This is a genomic window from Gardnerella lacydonensis (assembly GCF_048545055.1).
Classification (GTDB): domain Bacteria; phylum Actinomycetota; class Actinomycetes; order Actinomycetales; family Bifidobacteriaceae; genus Bifidobacterium; species Bifidobacterium vaginale_C.
In genome coordinates, this window is sequence record NZ_JBKQXT010000001.1 from 110,678 (window position 1) to 134,498 (window position 23,821).

The window sequence follows — 23,821 nt, forward strand, 5'->3', positions numbered from 1 at the left end:
TATGTTTCTGTTGCGTATCTTATTGTACGAGACTTGCAATTGTGCATAAAATCATAATGTTTTATGCACAAAACAATACTAGCAATTTTACTTACTATGTATGACTGTGTTTTTAAAAATAATTCATATCTGTGAAGCCTTATAAAGAGCCAAGAATTCTGCGCATGTAAGGGTCTCTCCACGCCTAGTTGGGTCTATTCCAGCAATATCGTACGATTCATTAGAAATAATGCCTTTAAGAGCGGAATGCAGTGTTTTTCTTCTTTGTTGGAACGCTGCATCAATAATTTTAAACACTTTTTCTCGCTCTTGATCATCTTCTCTTATCGCGTTGTTTCTTTCAAAATAAACGAGAGCAGAATCAACATTTGGAGCAGGCCAGAATACATTTCTACCAATTAAACCAGCTTTTTGAGATTCGCCATACCAAGCCAACTTTACGCTTGGAGTTCCATATGTTTTTGTGCCTGGTTGAGCGCAGAGGCGATCTGCCACCTCTTTTTGAACCATTACAAGGAAACTCGTAAGATTATTAAACTTTTCAAGAAGAGTAAGAATAATAGGGGTTGCAACATTATAAGGAAGATTAGCAACAAGAGTAAAGTGTTGTGCATTTGCTAAATTTGGAACGTCTTGAGCGTTTAATTCGAGCGCGTCTTTAAGAATCACATTAAATCGTTCCAAGGCGTTAGGCATAAATTCTCTAACGGTACTAGGCAAACGTTTAGCAAGCGGAGGATCTATTTCTACAGCCGTAAGATTTGCTCCAGTTTGCAAAATAGCAAGTGTTAAAGATCCAAGACCTGGACCTACTTCCATAACGTAATCACATGAATTAATTTTTGATGCAGCAACGATTTTCTTAACCGTACCAGGGTCAATAACGAAATTTTGACCGAATTTTTTAGTAGGAGTAATACCCTCTTCTGCTGCAATCCTACGAATGTCAGCGGCTCCAAGAAGAGAGCCTTCTTGCTCACTAATATTATTTTCTGTCAATTTAATACCATCCAAACTTTAATACCATCTAAACTTTTCTGAATGCTTCCATGCTTCGCTAGGATTCCCGTATTTGCTTTTAATGTAATTAATTCCCCACGTTATTTGTATTGATGCATCTTCGTGCCAATTTGCTCCTGCGCTCGCCATTTTGTTTGCTGGAAGAGATTGTGGTATTCCGTATGCGCCAGAGCTTTTATTTTCTGCGTTCCAACGCCAGTGAGATTCTCTTGTCCACAATTTAACAAGATCTTCCCACATTGCGCCAGTCCAACCAATTTGAGCACATGCAGCTTGAGCATATAGTTTTGCTTGCTCAGGACTGGCGTGAACCATGCCATTGGGATTGTTGGCTGGTGGAGCAGGTGCCGGTGGTGCTGAAGGAGCGGGAGCTGGTGTTTGTGGTGCTGGCTGTGATGCTGCAGGTGCTTGTGTTTGAGAAGAGGAAGAAGGATTTTGCTGATTATTCGCATTAGGTTGAAGCTGATTTTGTGAATTACTATTGTTCTGGTTTTGAGAATTTTGCACACTTTGTTGGGATTGACTATTTTGAGAAGGTTTTTTAGATTCTTGTGGTTTTGTTTCTTGTTTAGTGTTAGTTTTATTCAAATTAGTATTACTAGAAGGTTTTTGTGAAGTCTTTCCGTTAGTGTTGTTACTACTTTGCTTATTCTGCTTAGGGGTTTGAGGATTAGGTTTGCTACCTACAGCAACAATCTGATCTGTTGCAGGAGTAATCACGTTTTGTTTTATTAATACAGAGCTTTCTGCTTTACCGTCAACATAAGTCACATTGTATAAGTCTGTGCGTTCGCCATTTATGCCAGATTGTCTAACAACTCTCACTCCAGATGGCAAATTTGGATCATTTATCGTTCTAGTGTCAAAAGGAATGATGACATTTCTAGATTCTTTTCCATGCGTTACGCGAAGAATGCGTAATACGGTTTGTGATCCATTTTCGCTTACGGTAACTCTATCTTCTTTTCCCAAAACGATTCCTAGAGAATCGAGAATAGAACTTGCTGGAAGTGTCCCATCTGGCGCTATCCTAGATTTGCCATCGCAAATAACCTCTACAGGTCCTTTTTTGTTAATAGACAATCCTCCAGTGAGTTTGTCGTAAATATTTTGCAAATTTACTGTGATTTTTGCAGCATGATCTGCATTTGCTTGGAAGAATCCAATTAGTTGATCTACGCTGGTTGCAACAGTCCAAAATGGTATTGTTATGCCATCTACTGTTACAGAAGTTTGGTAAGCGCTCCTAACAGTTACAGTTGTGTGATCTGCAAGAATTTCTCCCGAAGTGCTAATAACTTGATCATGCGTTTTAACAGGTATTTTTTGTTCCTGCAGAAGTCTTTGTGCAGTAGACGCATAGGTTGTAACAATTCTTGTTTTACCATTGACAATTAGAGCTACAGATTTGCGCGCAGAAAGAGTAAAAATTCCAGTGCTTGAAATAATAAGAGCCAAAACGCATACAAGGATGCGTATTCTTCTCATTACAACAAACCTTTGAGGCGTCCATCTGCGTGCCATTCAACCTCACTTCCAAAGTAAAACTGAACTTTAATTATATATAATGCTCGCAACTGAGCTGAAAGCTTATAAATGTTGATGAAATCTATCATAAAAGTGGGGGCGGGAGAGAAGGGGATTGTTCCCGCCCCCATAGAGGAGGAGCTGGTTGGGGGACGCTCCACCCTCTTACTCGGAAATCCTGAGTTGGGGGAAGATTTCCGAGAACTTACTCAAGCAAAGTCTACAATGCAAATCTTTTGTAAGTTTTTATTTTATATTTTATGATGAATACAAGTCTTACTTTTTATAAATTATCATACGATAAATCTATAAACTTATTTGCTTTAATTCTAACCCTTTAACGCAAATTTTACTAAAATTGCCAAAAGCCTTCAACTTAACACTATCAACAATCATATTTTAACAAGTAGAAGAATAAAACAGAGCCTCCTGCCGGGATCGAACCGGCGACCTGCCGCTTACAAGGCGGCCGCTCTGGCCATCTGAGCTAAGGAGGCGCGTTCCTGCGTGCAATAACTAGCGTGCGCGCAAAACATTGATTAGTGTACCAGCACCCAATGCCAAAATGCAACTTGTTCGCGCTGAAACACTAATCAACAAGAACTAGTCAATAGGATTTGGCTGATCTTTGTCAGTTATTTTTGGCATAACGCCAGAAACGCCAACCTTAGACTTGTCTAATCCAATAGACTTAAGAATAGCATCCGGTGTACTGAGATTTTTCTTACCAACCACAACCATATCAAGCAGTTTTCCGTTGATAGTAGTTGTTGGAGTGGTCATAGCGCCCTTATTTTGTCCGCTAACATTCCACAAAGCTTTACGATTTGGAGTATCGGAATTAATAGCATCTTGCCAAGCGAGATAATTCCTATCAAACGCTTTACTTGCTACCTCTTTGCTAACTCCAGCCTTAATTGCCTGTTCAATAAGCTTTTCATTGCTTACAGGCTTGTAATCATCGCCTTCTTCTGGCTGGAAATCTTCAGCAAAAATGTTGTTAATAAATTGAAGTAAATGCAAAGGATTGTCGTCGTTAGACGAAATGTATGCGATTGCGCCAGTTACACGTGTTGAATAGTGGTCGCTAGAAATTCGATCTAAGAATGACATTGGGTGAATTTCAAGATTAATCTGAGCAGCCTTCATCATGGCAATAAGCATTTGATCCGATTCGCGATTAAAATTACCGCACCCAGGGCATAGTGGATCGGCATAAACTGCAATGGTTGGAGCATTCTCAACTGTTGTTCCATATCCGTTTTTGCTGATTAAAATTCCGCCCTCGTTGTTAGCGTATTTAGGCTTTTGGTCACCTGTAAGATTTTTAACCGCTTTCTTTGCTTGTTGAGCTTGCTCAATTTTCTTTTGATTTTCCATATTGCTTGCGTTAAGAGCCGTAATGCCAATTGCAGCAATCATGCCAATTAAAATAACCACAACAACGATTCCAACAATAGTTTGCTGGCGTAACTCTTTAGCCTTTTTATCTTTAAGATCTTTACCATTGTGATTCTGCATGCTGTTTTGATTAATATCTGGCATGTTATTCCTTTCTGCACAGGTTTCTGTACAAGCAAATTTGGTGATGTTCTCGTGGAATAAAAATATCTGCAGAATAGTCTAGTTGACGGTATCAACTGTCTATATTTCTTGCTCGTTTGAGATTTTTCCCGCTCCGAGAATTGCTCCTGCTCCGATTCTGAAAATCTTAGTTTTCCCTAAAATAAAAGCAATAATCCATCCTGCTATAAAACCAATAAGATATCCAATTGATGTTTGAGAGAAAACATCTGGAGAGTAAGTTGGAAATTGTATGGTAATAAACCATATTTTGAATTTAATTAATTGTGGAGTCGCATGAATCATAAGTGGGTAGATATATGCGCCAATAACACCTGTAATTATCATTGTGACTAATCTAGGAATCGTGTAAATAGACGCTCGTACAAAATGCCAAGGTATACTACCGATTCTTATCAACCAATCTTTCCCACCAGTCGAATCGTTTGCGGATTGTCTGCGTAATTGTGCGCAAACATTGTATCCTATTGTGGCTGTAACAAGCATAAGAATAATGTTTGCAGATAGTGCGTCAATAATAGAGAATACTGAAATAGATGAGGAAAGTATTGCAAATATTATTAAAGAAAATGTTCCGCGAAACATATATTTACTTGTTTTAGGATGTATATTACCCTGTTCAGAATTTTTCGCGTATTCTTGTTCATTCGCGTATTCTTGTTCATCTTGATAAACATTATTCTGTTCATCAACATCTTGTTGATCAAAATTTTGTCTATCAACAATTTTTGTAGAGTCATCAGAATCTGTATTAAAACGTGTTGTATTAAAAAGTGTCGTATCAACAGGTGTTGTAAAATCACTGCTTTTAGGATCTTCAGCAACCCACAGTTTTCTAGGATTTTCTGGCATAATGCGAGTTTGTGTTAGCTGATTAGGTACAGTTAACCCATCAGACGTATGGTCAAAAGGGTAATTAGATTCCTGTAAAGCCATAGGATTTAATGCATCTTGGCAAATAGCTTGTTCAAGTTGTTCGGGAGTACAGCGTTCGCTTCTTTTAGGGCTTAATGCAGACTTAAATGCACGCATAGTATTTATAGGGAGTCCATTAAGATTAGCGTTTCCTGAAGCTGCCCTTTCCAAAACCGCCATTATTGGTTTTGTTCCAAAAACAGGCTTTCCTGTTGCGGCAAAAGCAAGAACTGCAGCGACGCTCCACCAATCTGTAATCTCGTCAGAATCTGATCCTTCAATGATTTCTGGAGCAATAAAACCAGGGGTGCCCATAACTAAACCAGTGCGTGTAACATGCGATTCGCCCTGACCCATAGATATACCAAAATCAACCAAAACTGGTCCTGTTGTAGAAATCATAACGTTTGTAGGCTTAATGTCTCTGTGTATTATTCCAGCGTTGTGAACCGCTTTTACTGCATCGATTAGCTTGTGAGCTAGTCGTTCTAAATCGTCTGCTACATATGGACCGTTAATAGCTACATCTTCTTTAAGATTGTGACCATCAATTAGCTCTGTAACTATAAATGCTATGGAAGCGTCAAGTTCCATATCTACTATTGAGCACACGCCTTCGTGATGAATTTTTTGTAAAGCTAGAGCTTCTCGTCTAAGTCTAAGTCTTGCTTGTTCTTGAGGATTAGTGTTTTCTAATGAATCTAAATCTTCACTTTGATCTTCTAACATAGATGCACGCAGAATTTTCATTGCGTAAAATTGGCCACCGTCATCGTGGACGCGCCAGACAGAGCCCATAGCTCCTCCGCCTAAGCGTTCAATTAGCGTGTATCCGCCAATGTTTTGGCCAGAACGCAAATCAAATATGCTCACATCTTCCATAATGCATTATGGTAATGGGAGAGTATGCCAATTATGCGTTTCAGAGGAAAATTTATACAAAATTTTATAAACAAATGTTTAGATATTTAACACATATTAATGCGTGTTTATTAAACATTGTTTATATGTGATTTATCTGTTCGACACGCCGAAATGCCAGAAAATACTGTAATTTTGCTGTTTTTACTAAATAAACATGATATATTGGAGCATGGCTCAACGAAGAGAACCTTCAATGAACCATGTAAGTAAATGTGGACGATTGACGCCGCCGATGTAGGACTTGGGGTCTTGAGTGCACACCCTTCACAACGGATCGTTCGGCACGTACCTGCCGATGAAAGGAAAATATCATGGCAGAAGTTGTATTTGATCATGTCACCCGTATCTACCCAGGCAATGACAAGCCATCGGTTGATGATTTGAACATGACTATTAAGGATGGCGAGTTCCTTGTACTCGTTGGTCCATCTGGTTGCGGTAAGTCAACGACATTGAGAATGTTGGCTGGTTTGGAAGAGGTTAACAAAGGTCGCATTCTTATTGGTGGTCAAGATGTTACTACTATGCAGCCAAAAGATCGCGATATTGCAATGGTATTCCAGAACTACGCATTGTATCCGCATATGACTGTTGCAGACAATATGGGATTTGCTCTTAAGATTGCAGGCGTAAGTAAGGAAGAAATCCGCAAGCGTGTTGAAAAGGCTGCTGAGGTTTTGGATTTGACTGAGTACTTGGATCGTAAGCCAAAGGCTTTGTCTGGTGGTCAGCGTCAGCGCGTGGCAATGGGTCGTGCAATTGTTCGTGAACCAAAAGTCTTCCTCATGGATGAGCCTCTTTCCAACCTTGATGCAAAGCTTCGTGTACAGACTCGTACACAGATTGCAGCATTGCAGCGTCAGCTTGGCGTCACTACCCTTTACGTGACCCACGATCAGACTGAAGCTTTGACAATGGGTGACCGTATTGCTGTAATCAAGCTTGGTGTTTTGCAGCAGGTTGGTGCTCCTACCGAGCTTTATGATCGTCCAGCGAACGTGTTCGTTGCAGGCTTCATTGGTTCCCCATCTATGAACATCAACCAGCATCCAGTTGTTGACGGCAAGGCTCAGATTGGCGAAGATTCCATCACTCTTCCAGCAGAAGCTGTTGATAAGCTTACTGAAGAAGATAAGGGTCAGATTATTGTCGGCTTCCGTCCAGAAGATGCAAGCTTGGCAACTTCTGATGATCCAAATGCCTTCTCCTTGAAGGTTGTGAATGTGGAAGATCTTGGCTCTGACGGTTATATTTACGGCAACATCATCACTGATGGCTCTCCAGAAGAGGCATCTACAATGATGAGCGACCAGAACAAGCTCACAACGATTCGCGTGAACCCACGTGCGCTTCCAAAGGTCGGTGACACTGTAAAGATTAAGATTGATCCATCCAAGATGCACCTGTTTGCACCTTCTACAGAGCTGCGTTTGAACTAATTGCTGTTTTCTTGGGTGCTTTGTTTAAAGTGCCCAAGATTTCTGTATAAGGGTATGGCGGGGTTCGCTACGCGAGCCCCGTTTTCGCATCGTTTGAATTATTTACGATTAGTTATAATTTGATTGCGATTTATTATTCGATTATTGGCGTTCGAACTTAACGGGTAGATTAAACTTTATGGAATGGAACGATACTCCTTTATTGGATCCACGTGCTATGCAAGCAACATCAGTATCTGCGCAGGATGAAACTGTATCTTCTGCAGAGCCTCAAGCTTTGAAGATTACTGCTGCAAGCTCTAATCCTCAAATGTTTATGCTTCCGTGGGAGCTTCCATTATCTCAATGGCCTACAAATCTTTTTGTAAACTTGCCGCGCGGTATCTCTAGGCACGTTGTGCGATTTGTGCACGTAGGCGACGAAGTGTATGCAATGAAGGAAATTACTCGTCAAGTTGCTGAACGCGAATATGAGCTTTTAAGGCGTTTGCGCAAATTGGAGCTTCCAACTGTTACTCCTATAGCTGTTGTAGCTGGTAGAAAAGATAAGAACGGTGAACCGCTTGAGGCAATGCTGGTAACTCGTCATCTTAAATTCTCTCTTCCATATCGCGCTCTGTTTGCTCGTACCTTAAGACCTGATACTGCAGAGCGTTTGATTGATGCGCTTGCTGTGCTTATGGTTCGTCTGCATCTTTCGGGATTCTATTGGGGAGATGTTTCTCTTTCTAACGTTCTATTTTTAAGAGACGCGGATGCTTTTACAGCATTTCTAGTTGATGCTGAAACAGGTGATTTGCATGGAAGCCTTACAGAAGGTCAGCGTGAATACGATATTGATTTAGCTCGCACAAACATAATTGGCGAACTAATGGATTTAAGTTCTGGTCAACTTTTGCCTGGTGAGGTTGATGAGATTAGCATTGGAGATAGGCTCGTTGACCGTTATCATTCTCTTTGGAGCACGCTTACAGATGTGGACAAATTTAGTCCAGACGAAATGTGGCGTATTGAAAGACGAGTCAATAGGCTTAATGAGCTTGGTTTTTATGTTGACGAGTTGGAAATGAAAACTTCTGTGGATGGGCGAAGAGTGTTGGTTCGTCCACGAGTTGTGGATGCTGGTTATGCTTCACGTAAGCTACTTCGTTTGACTGGTCTTGATGTTCAGGAGAACCAGGCTCGTAGGCTTCTTAATGATTTAGACGCTTATCGTACGTCTACGTGGCGCCAGGGTGAAGAGTTGGAGATTGTTGCTACTGATTGGATGCGTGAGGTGTTTGAGCCTACGGTACGCATGATTCCTGCTGAGTTTAGATCGCAAATCCAACCTGCACAGTTCTTCCATGAAGTATTAGATCATCGTTGGTTTATGGCGGAACGCGTTGGGCATGATGTTTCTATGCAAGATGCTGTAACAAGCTATATTAAGAACGTTTTGCCGCAATATAAGATGGACAAGCGTGTTTTGGCCGCGATTAATGCAGATGCTGATTCTGGTGTGGTAGACGATGAATACACGTATTCTACTTCGTCTCCTATGACTCGCGATATTGATGAAGATGACCAAGACGCTAGCGTTTGGGCTAGTTGAATTCACTCGTTAGTGCATATTTTTCTTTAGTTAGCAAAGAATATTTTGCTATAATTATGGAATTTTTTATTAATATCGTGTGATATTATTCAACCTGTTAGTTGCCAATGATTGTCAACTAACGGAAATAGTTATTATGTAAATCAAAGGAGATTTCTATGTTAAAGGGCATTGATCCCATTATACCGCCAGAATTATTGAAAGTACTTTGCGAAATGGGACATGGAGATGTTTTGGTTTTGGCAGATGGAAATTTTCCAACCGAATCGGTAGGAAAAGATGCAATTGTTGTTCGTTGCGATGGACATGGTACTTCAGAATTGTTAAAAGCTATATTGAAGCTTATGCCTCTTGACCAGTACACATCTAAGCCAGTTACTCTTATGGAAGTTGTTCCAGGGGATTCTTGTGAAACTCCAATTTGGAACGACTATGAAGATATTATCTCTGGTTTTGATAAGCGCGGCGCTAATGCCATAGGAACCTTAGAGCGTTTTGCATTTTATGATGAAGCTAAGAATGCATATTGTGTGGTTGCTACTGGTGAACGCGCTCAATATGCGAATATTATGCTTCGAAAAGGTGTGGTTTTCGCTGGAGAATAAATAACTCTTAAACAAATAAACCCTACCAGAGATTTTGGTTAGAGTATTTTTAACACTGCATCGTTGTAAATAAGATTTTTGTAATTTCTTATTTTGCGCTGCAGTGTTTTTAGTTTTGTATTGATAATGATTTAACTGGCACACATCCTTGTTTTTTGTTAATATAGTAAACAATTAATTGTTCGGTGTGAAGTTGCATTGATTACTAAAGCAGGGTGGCAGTATGAATGAGGATTATCTCGCAAATGTAAGGCCTACAGCACGTCAAATTTCTTGGCAGCGCATGGAAATGTATGGTTTTATTCATTTTGGAATGAATACTATGACAGATCGTGAATGGGGGCTTGGGCATGAAGATCCGAAGCTATTCAATCCAGATAATTTAGATGTTGACCAGTGGCTTGATGCTCTACAATCGGCAGGTATGACCGGCGTGATTCTAACTTGCAAGCATCATGATGGTTTTTGCTTGTGGCCTTCAAAGTACACCAAGCATACCATTGCGTTCTCTCCATACAAAAATGGCAAAGGAGATATTGTGCGCGAAGTTAGTGAATCAGCTTATCGACATAATATGAAATTTGGCGTATATCTTTCACCATGGGATCGTACCGAATCATCATATGGCACTGGCAAAGTTTACAACGATTTTTATATTAATCAACTTGTTGAATTGCTAACGCACTATGGTCCTATTTTTTCCGTATGGCTTGATGGTGCTTGCGGCGAGGGTGAGAATGGTAAAACGCAAACTTATGACTGGCAACGAATCTATAATACAGTCCGTGCGCTGCAGCCAGATGCTGTTATCAGTGTTTGCGGTCCAGATGTGCGTTGGTGTGGCAATGAAGCTGGTCATACGCGCTCTAACGAGTGGAGCGTATTACCTACAGAATTACGTAGTGCTGAATTAACCTCTTCAAAATCACAACAATCAGATGATGGTAAGTTCTCTCGCAAATTTGCGTCTACTGATGAAGATTTAGGGTCTCGTAAGGCGCTTGCACACTACGAAGGCGATTTTGCCTGGTATCCAGCAGAAGTTGATACCTCTATTCGCAAAGGTTGGTTCCATCACGATAATGAGGATAATAATGTTCGCAGTTCTGATGAATTATTTGATATATGGTGTAAATCTGTAGGGGGTAACTCAACACTTTTGTTGAATGTGCCGCCAACGCGTCATGGTTTGTTAGCAGATTCTGATGTTAAAATTTTAAAAGAATTGGGCGATAAAATTCGTAAATTCCATGAGCGTGAATTACGAGATCCTGAAGCATTATCAATACAAGTTTTAAGTACTAATGCATATGAGGGAAATCCAAAGTACTTGATTGACAGAAAACAGGGTACGGCATTGTCATCTTCTAAGCCGATTGATTTTCGTATGGTATTTACTGAGCCTACTTATATTGATGGCTTAGTTATTGAAGAAGATATTAGTAAAGGACAACACGTTGAAACAGCTGAAATTCACATTGTTGATGAAAGTGGAGTAAATCATCATGTTTCAGATGTTCATGCCATAGGATATCGCAAAATTCTACGTTTTGACACGATTCGTGCAGTATCGTTAACTGTGAAAATAACTAGTATTCGTCAATATGTAGCTCTTCAATCATGCTATCCACTAGTTGCACAAGACGAGTAGTAGAAAAGAAAACTCTGATATAAATTTATTTTAATAGCAATAAAATACCGCTGACATAGAAATTTTTTTGTAACTATATCAGCGGTATTGGCTATAGGAGGGAGGGTTAGAATAATTGCAAATCCACATTTAGAGAATATGGTTTATTTGCAGGCAAATGATATTCGGGATGCACAGGTGAGCCCCACGAATCATCGCCGCCGACTCCCATTTGTGCTGCAAGAATTCGCAAGAACATATGTTTTGAGTCACCTAAATCACTTATATGTTGTGCTTCCTCTATCATGGTGCTGCTGTATGGAAGTAAACTTATGCAGAAGTTGCTGGTACTATTATGTCGCTGAATACGCATGCCATGCCCAGAATCGTCTGTTATGTTTGCCCATCTTACTTTTTCATGATTACCAGTTTCTTGTGGAACAAGATATGGCATAAAATCGTCAAAAGCATTTGTTTTCCAAATTCCTAAACGTCCCGCACTGATACGGTCTGCATATGTTTCAACAGGACCAATACCATAGAATTCAAGGTTTCTGTATTCTATCGGTAGCATCCATTCCAATCCAAATGCTGGAATGGAAGGTAAATCTTCTCCAGAAGGAACATAATTTAGTTCAATGTGTAAATCTCCTGATGTTTTAGACACATATGTTAAATTCACTGTTGTATGGTCTGCGTTAGCAAGCTCATATTTGTATACAATTTGTAGCGTATTGTCGTCGAGCTTCTCAGCTGTTTGATCTACGCATTTAGCATATTTACCTGCTACGGACCATTGAGCACGCTCAAAACCATGTTTGCAACCGCGGTCATTGTCTGTTAGTGCTCGGAATGTAGTGATCAAAGGGCGTTTAATCACAAATTCTCGTTCGCCAAGGCGGTATGAAATAAGCCCACATTGTGAATATGAAAAAAGCGTTTCTATTGAAGAGTTACGTGTTCCTGCGTTCCAGCGTCCAATAGTAACGGTGCCATCTTTATGTAATCGTGCATCTGATATTTGCTTAGCTTGTGATTCTGAATTTTTAGTGAGTATTGTGTATTGTCCGAACGATAATTCGTATCCTTTTTGTGCCCAACATGTAGATTTTGCAAGCGTGCACGAAACTTCAAAAGTAATTTCTTCCCCACTGCTTTGATACTGTTCCAACGGCCACTCTATAGGCATTTCAAAATCATTTTCAGGTTCCACATTACACGTATATGGTTGAGACCACATAATTTTGCCGTCAACGCGTAATTTTGCCAAAAATACGTAATTTTCAGTATTTGTGAAAAGCTGATGATTTTCTATGCGAACACCATTTTCGTTTGGAAATAGTCTTATATTTGCATATTGTTGTTTAGCTTCAATGGCCTTAGGACTTGGTTTTCTATCTGCGAATAATAGACCGTTGCCACAGAATTCATAATCGGTAGGTCGATCATCAAAGTCTCCACCATATGTCAAACGCGTGCTTCCATCCGGTAGAGTTTGTTTTATCGCCTGATCGATGAAATCCCAAATAAAACCACCTTGGTAATGTGGATACTTTTCAAGAGCAACATACTCGTTCATGTTTCCCAATGAATTCCCCATAGCATGCATGTATTCGCAAGATATATAAGGTTTATCTGGGTTGTTTGATACGTATTTTTCTATTTCATCTGCGTGAGCATACATGCGCGTTTCAATGTCGCTAGTATCGCGCCAAGACTTATCCATAGTCTGACCTTCATAATGCACTGGACGATGTGCATCTAGTGCATGAGCATGATGATACATAGAACGAAATACGTCTCCACCAAAGGATTCGTTTCCGAGAGACCAAATCAGCACACACGGGTGATTGTAATCGCGTTGAATCATGCTATCGACGCGATTTACGCACGCGGCACGCCATTCGTCTCTACTTCCAGGAATAGCGCATTCTGGAGTTATGTTTCCGCGCCCATCTGACCACGTTCCATGTGTTTCTAGATTAGTTTCGTCAATAAGATATAACCCATATTCGTCGCATAAATCGTACCAAACATCTTGATTAGGATAGTGAGAAGTTCGTACAGCGTTTATATTGTGTTGCTTACAAAAACGCACATCGGAAACCATGTCATCATATGTGATTGCTCGGCCTCTGTCGCAATTAAATTCATGACGGTTCACGCCTTTGAAAATAATGCGTTTTCCGTTTAATCTCATTATGCCGTTTTCAATATCAAAATGTCTAAAACCAATCGGCTGCACTACATGTTCAATAATATTTGATTGTTTGCTTACAACATCAATATGTAAGTCGTATAGCGCAGGATATTCGGCACTCCAAGGTAGTGCGTTAGGAATAGTAGTCGGTTTTAGTTCAGTAATTGTTTGTGCAGGTAGCGTGCAGTCCCACAAGATCTCATTATTATTTGTGAATTTATCGTTGCTGTATTTATGATTTGTAAGATAAGCGTGCAGTGTAATATCTGTTAAATTGTCTCCTTCTATGTTTGCTCTAAATGCGAGTTTCCCAGTATTTGTATCATTAATATAATCTGCATCAACATGAAGATTTGATATATGGTTGGAAGGCTGTACACGCAGTTCAACGGAACGGAAAATGCCGTGTAGTCTCCAATAATCTTGATCCTCTAACCATGATGCGCTAGAAAATTCGTAGCATGCTACAACAATACTATTTTCAGAATCTTCCAAAAATTGAGTAATATCAAATTCGCTCGGCGTAAAAGAGTCTTCACCATATCCAACAAACTTTCCGTTAATCCATACGTAAATAGCTGTTTGTGCTCCATGGAAGGTAATAGTAGCTTTACCTTCTTCGTTCAAAATCTGTTTAAGATTATTTTGTAAAACAAAATGTTTCTTATAAATTGCCACGTGATTTAAGGAAGGAACATTTGGTGCTTGAACGTCCTCATGGCCATCCCAAGGGTACTGAACGTTAACGTATTGCGGTTTTAATAGACCATTCATCTGTAAGTGTGATGGAACTGAGATTGTTTTATATGAAGAATCTTTGTAATTTTTAATATTCTCATCTAAGTTTTCAGGGTTGAATATGCGGGAAGAAAGTAGCTTTACTTCCCACGTTCCATTAAGTGACTGTATTGGTGTGGTACCGTTGATTGTGTAATGATGATGTGAATGCGCTGGAATAGTGTTAACGGCAAAAACCTGAGGATTCGTTATCCAATCAGTTTTTGCATTATTAGAAGATATGCAAGTATATGTTGGCTCATCCCAACAAGTATTGTCATTATAAATAGATGGCCTAGCCATTACATGCTCCAAATTGTGTTAGTAAAAGTTAAGAATACGTATAGATTAATTATGCTTCTGACAGCATAAAACTGTCAGAAGCAATAAAAGCAGATTTAGTAGGTTATCCTTTTGTTGCTCCAATTGCTAAGCCTGATTGCCAGTAGCGTTGCAATGCTAAGAACAACAGGATCAGCGGGAATACGACCAGCAAAGATGCAGTAATGACTAGGTTTGGAATAATCGGCATATTGCCGCCTTCATTTCCTTGAGCATTCCACTGTGCAAGTCCTAATGCCAATGGATACCATTTAGAGTCTTTAAGCATTATCAATGGAAGGAAGTAATTGTACCAAATAGAAACAAATGCAAACAATGACACTGTTACCAATGATGGCTTCATAAGTGGTAATGCCACTTGGAAGAAAATGCGTCCTTCACCAGCGCCATCAATACGTGCTGCTTCTATAAGAGAAGTTGGAACACTTTGCCCTGAGAATGTCCACATTAAATATAGACCAAATGGGTTTAGGAGCGATGGGATTATTACAGCCCAAGGAGTGTTCGTTAAACCAAGTTGTGAGAAAATCAAGAACTGTGGAACTACCAGCAGTACTCCTGGAATTGCCATAGATCCTAAGATGGTTAGCAAAATAAAGTGTTTACCTTTAAAATTGAGTTTTGCTAGAGCATATCCTCCCATAGTTGCAAACAATACAGAAATAATAGTGCCAATTATTGTGTATAGGACCGTATTCAGAATCCATCGCGCGAAAATGCCATTGTTATATGTAAATACCTCTATTATATTGTCCCATAGCGCGAATGAGGATCCAAATGATAGGCCGAATGTAGAAGCAAAATCAGCCTTAGTTTTTGTAGCATTTATGAATAGCCAAACAAATGGAACGAGGGCATATAAGAGATATAGATACACCCAGAATGTCATCATTGGGCTCTTCTTTGGATGTTCAACAGTGTAGAACCTCGTGCGTGGAGGCATCGCTGCCTGATTGTTTGATGATTTTGTTGTATTAATCATTTGTTCTTCCTTTGGATGCTTCATTGCATGTTTGTTTAGTGTTAATCAGCAGTGACATTTTTGCGCATATTGCGAATTTGAATTGTAAATGTAACAACAATAACAATGATTGCCATAATCAATGCTGCTGCTGCAGCATATCCCTGTGAAGAATCACCAAAAGCTAGATTGTAAATGTATAAGTTTGGTGTCCAACTGGTTGTAATGCCAGTTCCTCCAACCATTTTAGACAAAATTTGCGGCTCGTTGAAAAGCTGTACACTACCTATTATTGAGAAGATAGTAGTGATAGCCAATGAGCCTCTAATCTCTGGAAGCTTGATATAACGATCTATTTGGCGATAGCTTGCACCGTCAATTACAGCAGCTTCGTAAAGATCTGGTGAAATAGCCTTTAATGAAGAATAGAAGATGAGCATGTTATATCCAATAGCAGCCCAGCTAATCATTACTCCAATAGAAATCATGATAAATGAAGGAGAAAATGGATTTATATCAGTATGAGATATTTCATTAAAATTCTTAAACAGACCATATCTGGTTCCTAGGATGAACCCCCACATTAATGTGGAGATAACACCAGGAACGGCGTATGGAATGAATATTGAGATTCTGCACCAGTTTGTGCCATATAGACGTTTCGAGTCGATAGCAAGCGCTAGACAAATCGAAATTATTAACATTAGAGGGACTTGGATTGCTGTAAATATGAGAACGCGTGCAATACCCTGCCACAATAATGGATCCTTCAAGAGTTCGAGATAGTTTTTTGCGCCGACAAACACAGTTCCGCCAATTAATTGGTGTCCAAAGAAACTAATGTACATCGAGTATACAAGTGGAATAATAAACACGAAGGTAAAGAGAAGCAAAAATGGAAGCACGAACATCCAACCAGCAGCTCCTTCGCGTTTAATGCCATTGCGTTGCCGTGTTAAATTCGCTCGTTTATTTTCAGAAGTGTTCAATATCATTGCTTTCCCCCAATGTAAAAATTTTTCAGTTAAATAGGTGCTGCTGGTGTTGTAGCACCAACAGCACCTTAAAATGGTAATGAGTTTATTTGCTACTATGAGTAAACATTATTTGCTTACTGTGAAGCCCTGCTTGTTTCCATAGTCAATGCACAGCTTAGCCCAGTTTTCTAGCTGCGTTTGAAGTGATTCGCCTTTGGCAACCTTTGCATAATCCATATTGTCGCCATATAGATCACGCACTTTTTCCATGAACGGAAGGTACTGCCATCCTTCTCCTACTTTTTGAGCTGAATCAGCAATAGGCTCACGGTACTTCTGGTCTCCGAAGTAAGGGTCAGTAGAAGAGAGGAACTCGCTATTCTTAAGTACGGAAACATTTGGAGGGAATACTCCAGCATCAACGCGTGCTTTCACGCCTTCCTTATCGTAGGCAAGGAAGTGCAAGAATTTCCAAGCCCATTGATGATTCTTTGCTTTCGCTGGAATAGCAAAGCCAGAGCCGCCGTTTTCTGCGCTCAACTGTTCGCCTGCTTTCCATTGAGGCATAGGAGCAACACGGAAGTTTCCAGCTTGTTTTGGAGCGCGGTCTTTAATGCTAGAGGTGAACCATCCTCCTATGATTTGTGTGGCAATAGTTCCATCGTTTAAAGCTCTGTTCCAATCATCGGACCAAGTTTTGATATTAGTTGCAATCAATCCTTCTTGAATCATCTTCTGATAGTAAGATACAGCTTCCTGCATCTTTGGATCTTTTACGTTAATATGAGCAGTGGTTCCGTTCACCTTAAATGGATGCCCTCCAGCTTGCCATACAAGAGATAGCAATGTGAAGATATCGCTTGCGTCATTTGTTATGTAGTACTTGTCTCCGAGAGCTTTTACTTTCTTAGCTGCTTGGTAATATTCTTCCCAAGTTTCTGGTACTTTGTTTACTCCTGCTTTTTCTAATATGGCCTTATTGTAGAACATAACGCTTGGGCCGTAATCCATTGGAATTGCGTATGGCTTATTGTTGAAGCTGATGTCCTGCCATGCGCCTTTCACAAATGTGCCTTTATCATTATTTGCGCCAAGAGTGCTTAAATCTACAAGTTTGTTTTGAATTGCGAAATAAGGAACTGTCAAGTACTCAAATTCCATAACGTCTGGAATTCCAGATCCAGCTTGAATGGCTGTATCCAAAGCCTGATAAGCGTCTGTTACAGTTTCTACTTTAATTTTTACGTTTGGATATTTCTTTTCAAATATTGCTGCTGCTGCTTTTGTTGGTGTTGTATTACCAGTCCACACAGTGAGGTTAACAGGTGTTTTAGTATCAACTTGCGCTGATGAACTCGAGTTATTGGTGTTACCGCATCCAGCAAGCGATAGTAGAGCGGCGCTCGCTGCTGCAATGATGCCAATAATTTTCTTTCCACTATGCATGGCGCTTCCTTTCTTTGAAGCTTTACTTGTCGACTTTGACGAGTTGTGTATTGATTGCCGGCGGCATCTATGTCGTTGGAACATTCAATGTTAACTATCTTAACAAATTATTTATTTGTTGTAAAGGCCAAGAAATATACAAACACTTGTGTGTATATTGGGATGAAATCATTGTTAAGAATTATGGTAATTATGGTAGTTATGCCTAGCGCGTATGCGTTGTGGCTGGCTACAATGGTTGAGAGAGTACAATATAGTGTATTGTGAAATTTTGTTGTGAGTGCATGCGCTGACAACAATTTTCCTGATGATTTGGCCTATTGGTGGGATGGTACGATGTAGTACTTACTTTCAGTATGCTGCAACAGCCCTATATTTGAGGAGTGTCATGTTTGGAACAACTGATGATAATGCCCTGTCTTGCTTTCTATCACCTTCTATGACAGTTACTAAAAAACATGAACCCGCTGATGTGCGAATCAATAATCGCATGATGGTTTTTGGACAAATTTTTTCATCATGTCCTATGTCTAGAGCACAAATTGGAAGGAAAACCGGATTATCGCGAGTTGCTGCATGCGAAGTCGTGTCTGACATGTTAGATAAACACTTTCTGATGGAAAATGGATATGAACAACCAACGCGACCTGGTAAAAAAGGTACTTTAGTAAGTGTAGATGATCAATATTGGAATGTGATTGTTCTGGACTTATCAATGCCATTTTTGTTGCAAGCTGCTGTTATGAATTTACGCGGTGAAATTGTAACTAGGGTTGAAAAATCCTTTGATAAAATTACTGCTGTTACGCCTGAAACTGTAATTGCTTTAGCTGAGTCACTACTTGATGGTGCCTCGCACATACTTGGTTTTGGTGTTGCTGTCCCAGGCATTGTTGATGAAGATGGTGTAGTAGTTGAAACTGCGAATTTTGGGTGGAAGAATGTACCTTTACGTAAGATGTTTCAACAACATTTTGGTAAGTTTTGTGCAGTAGATAATGACGCGAATAGTGCTTTGATCGGTGAACGTTTTTGTGGGACTGGCAGAGCAACTGGCATTTTTGTTCAAATCGCTGTTGGCGTAGGCGCAGCATTGTTAATCGATGATTCGCTCGTTTTGGGTATTCATCATGCTGCAGGTGAAATCGGTCACGTAGTTGTTGATCCAGATGGTCCACAATGCACATGTGGTAAGCGTGGTTGTTTAGAGACTTTTATATCTGCAGCAAACTTACGAAGAAGAATTAATGAGAATCCTTTAGACAGAACGACAATACTACAGGAAGCAGGTCGTTCGCTTGGGCATGTACTTGCTCCGTCGATTAGCTTACTTGATTTAGATGATATTTTTGTATACGGTTCAAAAGATATTGTTGACGATATATTTTTAGGTGCAACGGAATATGCAATTAATGCCGAAGCCGCCTCAACATTACAAAACCATTCTATTCGTGTACAGCAATGTTCTTGCGGTAGTGACATAGTTTTACGTGGTGAGAGCATCGCTGTTGTACAGGCAGTGCTTCGAAATGCAAATGAGTATAAAAAAGTGCCCCCTGTGGGATTCGAACTTATTGAAATAAAGCCGTTTTGAGTTTTCCTTGATTTTTCAACGATTATCGTTGATATTCCGCCATTCTTACGGCGTGTTACATGCTTTTTACCCCTCTTAAACACGCCCGAAATGGGTATACTAAGTGTGTCGTTTGGTGTGTCGTTTGGCATATCAGCGCTTGAGTACAAGGAGCAGAAATGATAAAAGATTTTGGGACGTTAAGCTATCGTCCGAACAAGGAGAGTCCAACTAGGATAGTCGCAAGGTATCACACGCCAATGTATGCGTTTAGCCTATGGCAGAACTTACCTAAAGTGCAGTCTAAGAGTTTCCCTATCATGCAGCAGCGTGCCGCCGAAGACTGGCTTAGAAAAGCAGAGTATGAGATAGAAGAGCGCATTTGGGTGCCGCCTCAAGAGGTTAAACGACGCGAGGCGGCAAAAACTATTACTTTCGACGCATACTTTCCCGACTGGCTTGAGCAAAGACGCTTTAGAGGCAAGCCACTAAAAGCTAGCACAAAATATCATAATGAAGGCTACTATCGCAATCACATTAGTCCCGTTCTTGGAGACAAACCTATTAGTGAAATCACGGCTCAAGACGTGCACGATTTTAGAGAAAGCCTAGACCCGTCGCAGCCAGACATGGTGCGTTGCACAATGAAAGTGTTGCGCGCTATGATTCACTCGGCGATGAAACCTGGATTAGACGGCACGCCGCCACTACTATCCACAAATCCGCTGATAGAATCAGAACCTAACGTGACTCGCAAGAAAGAGATTGAGCCAGGAACAGAAAACGAAATCAAACTGATCTATGAGGCGATGCCCCCTCAGTATGCGCTTAGTATCTATCTTGCGGCGCTCGTTGGATTGCGTATTGGCGAAGTATGCGCACTGAAAGTTAGTGACATCGAGTTGCGCTCGCATAAGCTGAGAGTGGAAAGAACGCGCACCACGACGCCGAACGCGCTTGAACCTACTACGAGTCCAAAGACAGAGCGTTCGACGCGTACAGAGCCTATACCGTCCGAACTTGTGCCAATGATTCGAGAACATATTAAAACGTTTAATCTTACCGAGTCTGATTGGCTTTTCCCTGCAACACTGAATCACGGTGAGCCTATTAGAACAAGCATGATTAGAAAGTATTACACTAACGCTAAGAAGAGTGCTGGTGTGCGCATGAGTCTTAACTTTCACGCTTTACGCCACACTTGTTTGACGTGGCTTGCGCAGAGTGGCGCGACTGTTAAAGAGCTGATGGATATGGCAGGGCACTCAGATCCGAAAATTGCTATGGTGTATCAGCATGCGGCGGACGAACGACGCCGTGAGCAGGCTGAGGCGCTTGGCGGCAGGCTGTTTGGCGAGTAATATTGAATGTAGCTCGTCTACTGTTTGTAGAAGGAGTTTCCTACGTCGTTGCGGCGGCGTTTGTTAACTCGCTTGCCATGTGTAAGTGGAGACTCTAGGATACGGTGTTAAAACCCGTATCCTATTTTTTTATATAAGTAAAGCGCGCTAGCAGAAAATGGGATAAAAACTACTAGCGCGCTTTGTTCGGTTTGAGAAACCTATTCAATTATCAGAGAGAAAGAGAGGTTTAATATGCTTACTATTCTATCACGTTTGGCTTCTAAAGCCAATAAAGTGCCTTACTGGCGCTTGTGGCTTTTCTTTAGGCGTATCGTCTTGCCGCTCATCTTCAACGGTTGGGGGTGTTGGGGAGTCATCAGCCGTAATGATTGCAGGTGGGCGCGGCAAGAGACTAGCAGCGCTCGCGGTTTGATTCACGGTTTGCGTTATAGACGGCGTAGATTCTGGCTTAGGCGCAGCAAGCGATAAATGCATTTTTATATATCTTTCACACGCTGCATTCTCGCTCGGTGTGCCTATGGTTAAAAACCATACAGCGCTATTGCGCTTAGTGTACCTACCATCTTTGAGACACTTAACAAGCCCTTTGCTTTGCAATTTTTTCATGATCCTACCAACGCGAATGCGTGCGGTTTCTTCTTTCTTAAAATCATGCGGCTCGTTGCCAACTACGGATATATTAGATAAGTCATCAGGCAGTGTCATTCCTAGCATTTTAGATAATTCTCGCCAACCGTGCATATATGTACGTGGTAATAAATTTTTGCGCTGTGCATCAATATCGAGAGGATAGTCCGCTGTACATAATGCTAGCGTTATCAATATTGCATACTCATCAGAGCTAAAAGACCTAATAAGTCCTCTTGTATTGTTTAATTTACCTTGGCTTGCTAAGGTGGAGACGGCTTGAGCGTTTCTGAACCCCATTGCTTTACCTTTCCGCCTCCGCCTAATGTGATACACTATAGGCGGAGACTCTTGTCGTGTTTCCGCGCCCTATCGTTCACAAGTACCACACTTTGCGATAGGGCTTTTCTTTATTAAATTATAAGTACATTAATGTTACATACATTAGTAAAATTTTCATTTTTTCCGTACATTGATGTCACGTTCTATGTAACATTGATGTCACGTTCTATGTAACATTGATATTACATCTTTGGTGTAATATTGATGTTACACCTTACATAACATACATAACATATTACATAACACTTTCATAACGCGCTTTCGCGCATTTTTAATTTTTCTCATCGATATTTTCCAATGCGTCTTCAGTGAGATAAAGCTCAGCTTTATCTGCAATATCGTTGATTGTAGTGTCTAACGCTGTAGCGAGTTGATACAGTTGGGAAACGTTTATATCTCGTTCTCCTTGCATGACTCTATCGAGTGTTCGGCGCGGAATCTCAGATTTTTCGGAAAGCTTTTTAAGAGTCATTCCCTTTTTTAAGCGCTCTTCTGAAAGCACTCGCGCAATCATAATATTTATTCTGTTCATGCTTTATATGTTACATCAATGTACGGTTCTTGTGACGCCCATTTGGGTTCGTATTTTTTAAGAAAACGCCAATAATGGCGGAATATCAACGCTTTATTATATATATAAAATTCTTACATCTTTGTTTTATTGTGCCCATTCGGGCGTGTTGTGTCTTGACATACGCCCATTTGGGCGTATTATGAAGGTATGACAAAAAACGAATCAAACCGATATGTTGCACTTAATGTGCAAAAAGCATTAGAGAGAGCTGGCTACACCATTGCTGAAGCATCAAGGCAAACGGGTATTGCTAAATCAACATTGAGTAGACGGCTACAATCCCCAGAAATAAGCTCCTTTAATGTCCGAGAGCTTGACAAGCTTGCCGATCTCACTAAACGCTCTACTTTTAGCTTTCTCAAAATACCAGCAAAGGAATGACAATGAGCGACAAAATCAAAGAACTAAGCGAAAAACGCGACGCGGCAATAGCTGAAATGTATAAAGCCCTCTTCGTTAAACAAAACGCCGCAGCAGACTACCGCGAAAAATTAGAAACCTTCGCCAAAATAGACGAACAACTAGAACAAGCCAAAAAAGAAGAAGCCAACAATGACACCAGAAATTGAAGAAGCCGCACAAGACTGGATAACAGCCGCGCGCAAATACAACGAAGCCGAACAAGGCTACACGGACATAAAAGATCAATTCATCAACGAAACCCTAGACTACGCTAAAACACAACAAAACATAAACAAACTCAGAGAACAACGCAAGAAACTCAAAACAGAAGAGCACAAGCTCATTGAACAAATAGGCATCGAACAGCGAAAAGCGCGCAAAATCCTAGACACCTTAGAAAACAACTGGGATTACAAAATGGCGCACTGGCACCTCATAGGAGCACGAGACCAGCGAAGAGGCGCGCAAAACCGCATGTGGCAACTAATCGCAAAAGAAGCAGAAAAATGACACCGCAAAACATTAACCACCTAATCGACGCAATAACCGCACTCGTTAGCGCGTTAGGCATCATAGGCATTACCACAGGCATTTTCGTATACATGATCACCACAATCTTCAAAAACGAGTAACAATCATGGAATCACAAACAATCAAAGAACTAAAACAAAAGCTCGCACACATAAAAACCACCTTCGCACAAGTATTAGAAAACCGTCACAATGCTGAAAACAATCGACTACAAGCCATACTCGACCGCGAACAAGCCGAAAGAGAACTCGCAGCAAACGTAACAAAAGAAACAAAAACAAACCTCAAAACCGTGAAAGAAAAACTCAAACAAGCAACCCAAACATACCAAACCGCAGACGCGGCAGTAATGACCGTATACAAACAAAAAATCCACTTAGAAGACGAACTCGAACACACAGAAAGGAAACCACGAAATGTTCGCTAAAAAATACCCATACCTCACAATAATCATCAGCCTAACAGCC

At 40.5% G+C, this 23,821-nt stretch carries 20 protein-coding genes and 1 tRNA gene; 10 read left to right on the forward strand and 11 right to left on the reverse strand.

Annotated features, from left to right (window positions below; translation table 11 throughout):
• Positions 1-123: 123 nt before the first annotated feature.
• The 5 genes from rsmA to ACJV45_RS00485 all read right to left on the reverse strand — a co-directional run bounded on the left by rsmA (position 124) and on the right by ACJV45_RS00485 (position 5,928).
• Positions 124-1,014, reverse strand: coding sequence for a 16S rRNA (adenine(1518)-N(6)/adenine(1519)-N(6))-dimethyltransferase RsmA (gene rsmA / locus ACJV45_RS00465; protein ID WP_016822568.1), 891 nt, complete (start codon positions 1,012-1,014; stop codon positions 124-126).
• Positions 1,015-1,017: 3 nt separating this feature from the next.
• Entirely contained in the window at positions 1,018-2,544 is a 1,527-nt protein-coding gene (locus tag ACJV45_RS00470) for an aggregation-promoting factor C-terminal-like domain-containing protein (protein ID WP_419397389.1), read from the reverse strand.
• Positions 2,545-2,970: 426 nt separating this feature from the next.
• Positions 2,971-3,044, reverse strand: a tRNA-Thr gene (locus ACJV45_RS00475).
• Between the two features lie 106 nt (positions 3,045-3,150).
• The gene (locus tag ACJV45_RS00480; RefSeq protein WP_419397390.1) at positions 3,151-4,092 is read right to left on the reverse strand and encodes a DsbA family protein; all 942 of its coding nucleotides are present in this window, start codon (positions 4,090-4,092) and stop codon (positions 3,151-3,153) included.
• 99 nt (positions 4,093-4,191) lie between these two features.
• A complete protein-coding gene (locus ACJV45_RS00485; RefSeq protein WP_004574426.1) occupies positions 4,192-5,928 on the reverse strand; it encodes a serine/threonine-protein kinase in 1,737 nt (578 codons plus the stop codon).
• 353 nt (positions 5,929-6,281) lie between these two features.
• On the opposite strand from ACJV45_RS00485, the gene ACJV45_RS00490 reads away from it, so the two are divergent.
• The 4 genes from ACJV45_RS00490 (at position 6,282) to ACJV45_RS00505 (ending at position 11,259) form a co-directional block, all read left to right on the forward strand.
• A complete protein-coding gene (locus ACJV45_RS00490) occupies positions 6,282-7,409 on the forward strand; it encodes an ABC transporter ATP-binding protein (protein ID WP_004114066.1) in 1,128 nt (375 codons plus the stop codon).
• A gap of 178 nt (positions 7,410-7,587) precedes the next feature.
• Positions 7,588-9,003 carry a DUF4032 domain-containing protein gene (locus ACJV45_RS00495; protein ID WP_004114068.1) on the forward strand — a complete coding sequence of 472 codons (1,416 nt, stop codon included), beginning with the start codon at positions 7,588-7,590 and terminating at the stop codon, positions 9,001-9,003.
• 158 nt (positions 9,004-9,161) lie between these two features.
• Positions 9,162-9,608, forward strand: a complete 447-nt coding sequence (locus ACJV45_RS00500; protein WP_415685845.1) for an RbsD/FucU family protein — start codon at positions 9,162-9,164, stop codon at positions 9,606-9,608.
• 223 nt (positions 9,609-9,831) lie between these two features.
• A complete protein-coding gene (locus ACJV45_RS00505; RefSeq protein WP_419397391.1) occupies positions 9,832-11,259 on the forward strand; it encodes an alpha-L-fucosidase in 1,428 nt (475 codons plus the stop codon).
• Positions 11,260-11,365: 106 nt separating this feature from the next.
• On the opposite strand, the gene lacZ is transcribed toward ACJV45_RS00505, so the two are convergent.
• From lacZ to ACJV45_RS00525, 4 genes are all read right to left on the reverse strand, one after another.
• Positions 11,366-14,518 carry a beta-galactosidase, LacZ type gene (gene lacZ, locus ACJV45_RS00510; RefSeq protein WP_419397392.1) on the reverse strand — a complete coding sequence of 1,051 codons (3,153 nt, stop codon included), beginning with the start codon at positions 14,516-14,518 and terminating at the stop codon, positions 11,366-11,368.
• Positions 14,519-14,621: 103 nt separating this feature from the next.
• Positions 14,622-15,539 carry a carbohydrate ABC transporter permease gene (locus ACJV45_RS00515; RefSeq protein WP_004120280.1) on the reverse strand — a complete coding sequence of 306 codons (918 nt, stop codon included), beginning with the start codon at positions 15,537-15,539 and terminating at the stop codon, positions 14,622-14,624.
• Between the two features lie 41 nt (positions 15,540-15,580).
• Positions 15,581-16,513 carry a carbohydrate ABC transporter permease gene (locus ACJV45_RS00520; protein ID WP_419397393.1) on the reverse strand — a complete coding sequence of 311 codons (933 nt, stop codon included), beginning with the start codon at positions 16,511-16,513 and terminating at the stop codon, positions 15,581-15,583.
• Between the two features lie 108 nt (positions 16,514-16,621).
• Positions 16,622-17,941 (reverse strand): ABC transporter substrate-binding protein, encoded by a 1,320-nt coding sequence (locus ACJV45_RS00525; RefSeq protein WP_016828742.1) that lies wholly within the window; start codon positions 17,939-17,941, stop codon positions 16,622-16,624.
• A 388-nt stretch (positions 17,942-18,329) separates the two neighbouring features.
• Between ACJV45_RS00525 and ACJV45_RS00530 the strand changes: the two genes are divergently transcribed.
• Together ACJV45_RS00530 and ACJV45_RS00535 are read left to right on the forward strand one after the other, a co-directional pair.
• Positions 18,330-19,535 (forward strand): ROK family protein, encoded by a 1,206-nt coding sequence (locus tag ACJV45_RS00530; protein ID WP_419397394.1) that lies wholly within the window; start codon positions 18,330-18,332, stop codon positions 19,533-19,535.
• Positions 19,536-19,693: 158 nt separating this feature from the next.
• Positions 19,694-20,875: a tyrosine-type recombinase/integrase gene (locus ACJV45_RS00535; RefSeq protein ID WP_419397395.1), complete on the forward strand. Its 1,182-nt coding sequence runs from the start codon at positions 19,694-19,696 to the stop codon at positions 20,873-20,875.
• A gap of 249 nt (positions 20,876-21,124) precedes the next feature.
• On the opposite strand, the gene ACJV45_RS00540 is transcribed toward ACJV45_RS00535, so the two are convergent.
• Together ACJV45_RS00540 and ACJV45_RS00545 are read right to left on the reverse strand one after the other, a co-directional pair.
• Positions 21,125-21,805 (reverse strand): hypothetical protein, encoded by a 681-nt coding sequence (locus ACJV45_RS00540; RefSeq protein WP_419397396.1) that lies wholly within the window; start codon positions 21,803-21,805, stop codon positions 21,125-21,127.
• A 313-nt stretch (positions 21,806-22,118) separates the two neighbouring features.
• On the reverse strand, positions 22,119-22,379 hold the full coding sequence (locus ACJV45_RS00545) for a helix-turn-helix domain-containing protein (protein WP_419397397.1): 261 nt from the start codon (positions 22,377-22,379) through the stop codon (positions 22,119-22,121).
• A gap of 189 nt (positions 22,380-22,568) precedes the next feature.
• Between ACJV45_RS00545 and ACJV45_RS00550 the strand changes: the two genes are divergently transcribed.
• The 4 genes from ACJV45_RS00550 (at position 22,569) to ACJV45_RS00565 (ending at position 23,781) form a co-directional block, all read left to right on the forward strand.
• The gene (locus ACJV45_RS00550) at positions 22,569-22,802 is read left to right on the forward strand and encodes a helix-turn-helix domain-containing protein (protein ID WP_419397398.1); all 234 of its coding nucleotides are present in this window, start codon (positions 22,569-22,571) and stop codon (positions 22,800-22,802) included.
• Positions 22,803-22,804: 2 nt separating this feature from the next.
• Entirely contained in the window at positions 22,805-22,990 is a 186-nt protein-coding gene (locus ACJV45_RS00555; RefSeq protein ID WP_419397399.1) for a hypothetical protein, read from the forward strand.
• The gene (locus ACJV45_RS00560) at positions 22,974-23,333 is read left to right on the forward strand and encodes a hypothetical protein (protein ID WP_419397400.1); all 360 of its coding nucleotides are present in this window, start codon (positions 22,974-22,976) and stop codon (positions 23,331-23,333) included. The genes ACJV45_RS00555 and ACJV45_RS00560 overlap by 17 nt, the downstream gene beginning before the upstream one ends.
• A 127-nt stretch (positions 23,334-23,460) precedes the next feature.
• Positions 23,461-23,781: a hypothetical protein gene (locus ACJV45_RS00565; protein ID WP_419397401.1), complete on the forward strand. Its 321-nt coding sequence runs from the start codon at positions 23,461-23,463 to the stop codon at positions 23,779-23,781.
• Positions 23,782-23,821 lie beyond the last annotated feature (40 nt).

Coding starts and splice junctions, on each gene's coding strand:
- ACJV45_RS00470 (WP_419397389.1), bottom strand. CDS start 2,544: ATGGCACGCAGATGGACGCCTCAAAGGTTTGTTGTAATGAGAAGAATA.
- ACJV45_RS00480 (WP_419397390.1), bottom strand. CDS start 4,092: ATGCCAGATATTAATCAAAACAGCATGCAGAATCACAATGGTAAAGAT.
- ACJV45_RS00485 (WP_004574426.1), bottom strand. CDS start 5,928: ATGGAAGATGTGAGCATATTTGATTTGCGTTCTGGCCAAAACATTGGC.
- ACJV45_RS00490 (WP_004114066.1), top strand. CDS start 6,282: ATGGCAGAAGTTGTATTTGATCATGTCACCCGTATCTACCCAGGCAAT.
- ACJV45_RS00495 (WP_004114068.1), top strand. CDS start 7,588: ATGGAATGGAACGATACTCCTTTATTGGATCCACGTGCTATGCAAGCA.
- ACJV45_RS00500 (WP_415685845.1), top strand. CDS start 9,162: ATGTTAAAGGGCATTGATCCCATTATACCGCCAGAATTATTGAAAGTA.
- ACJV45_RS00505 (WP_419397391.1), top strand. CDS start 9,832: ATGAATGAGGATTATCTCGCAAATGTAAGGCCTACAGCACGTCAAATT.
- lacZ (WP_419397392.1), bottom strand. CDS start 14,518: ATGGCTAGGCCATCTATTTATAATGACAATACTTGTTGGGATGAGCCA.
- ACJV45_RS00515 (WP_004120280.1), bottom strand. CDS start 15,539: ATGATTAATACAACAAAATCATCAAACAATCAGGCAGCGATGCCTCCA.
- ACJV45_RS00520 (WP_419397393.1), bottom strand. CDS start 16,513: ATGATATTGAACACTTCTGAAAATAAACGAGCGAATTTAACACGGCAA.
- ACJV45_RS00525 (WP_016828742.1), bottom strand. CDS start 17,941: ATGCATAGTGGAAAGAAAATTATTGGCATCATTGCAGCAGCGAGCGCC.
- ACJV45_RS00530 (WP_419397394.1), top strand. CDS start 18,330: ATGTTTGGAACAACTGATGATAATGCCCTGTCTTGCTTTCTATCACCT.
- ACJV45_RS00535 (WP_419397395.1), top strand. CDS start 19,694: ATGATAAAAGATTTTGGGACGTTAAGCTATCGTCCGAACAAGGAGAGT.
- ACJV45_RS00540 (WP_419397396.1), bottom strand. CDS start 21,805: ATGGGGTTCAGAAACGCTCAAGCCGTCTCCACCTTAGCAAGCCAAGGT.
- ACJV45_RS00545 (WP_419397397.1), bottom strand. CDS start 22,379: ATGAACAGAATAAATATTATGATTGCGCGAGTGCTTTCAGAAGAGCGC.
- ACJV45_RS00550 (WP_419397398.1), top strand. CDS start 22,569: ATGACAAAAAACGAATCAAACCGATATGTTGCACTTAATGTGCAAAAA.
- ACJV45_RS00555 (WP_419397399.1), top strand. CDS start 22,805: ATGAGCGACAAAATCAAAGAACTAAGCGAAAAACGCGACGCGGCAATA.
- ACJV45_RS00560 (WP_419397400.1), top strand. CDS start 22,974: ATGACACCAGAAATTGAAGAAGCCGCACAAGACTGGATAACAGCCGCG.
- ACJV45_RS00565 (WP_419397401.1), top strand. CDS start 23,461: ATGGAATCACAAACAATCAAAGAACTAAAACAAAAGCTCGCACACATA.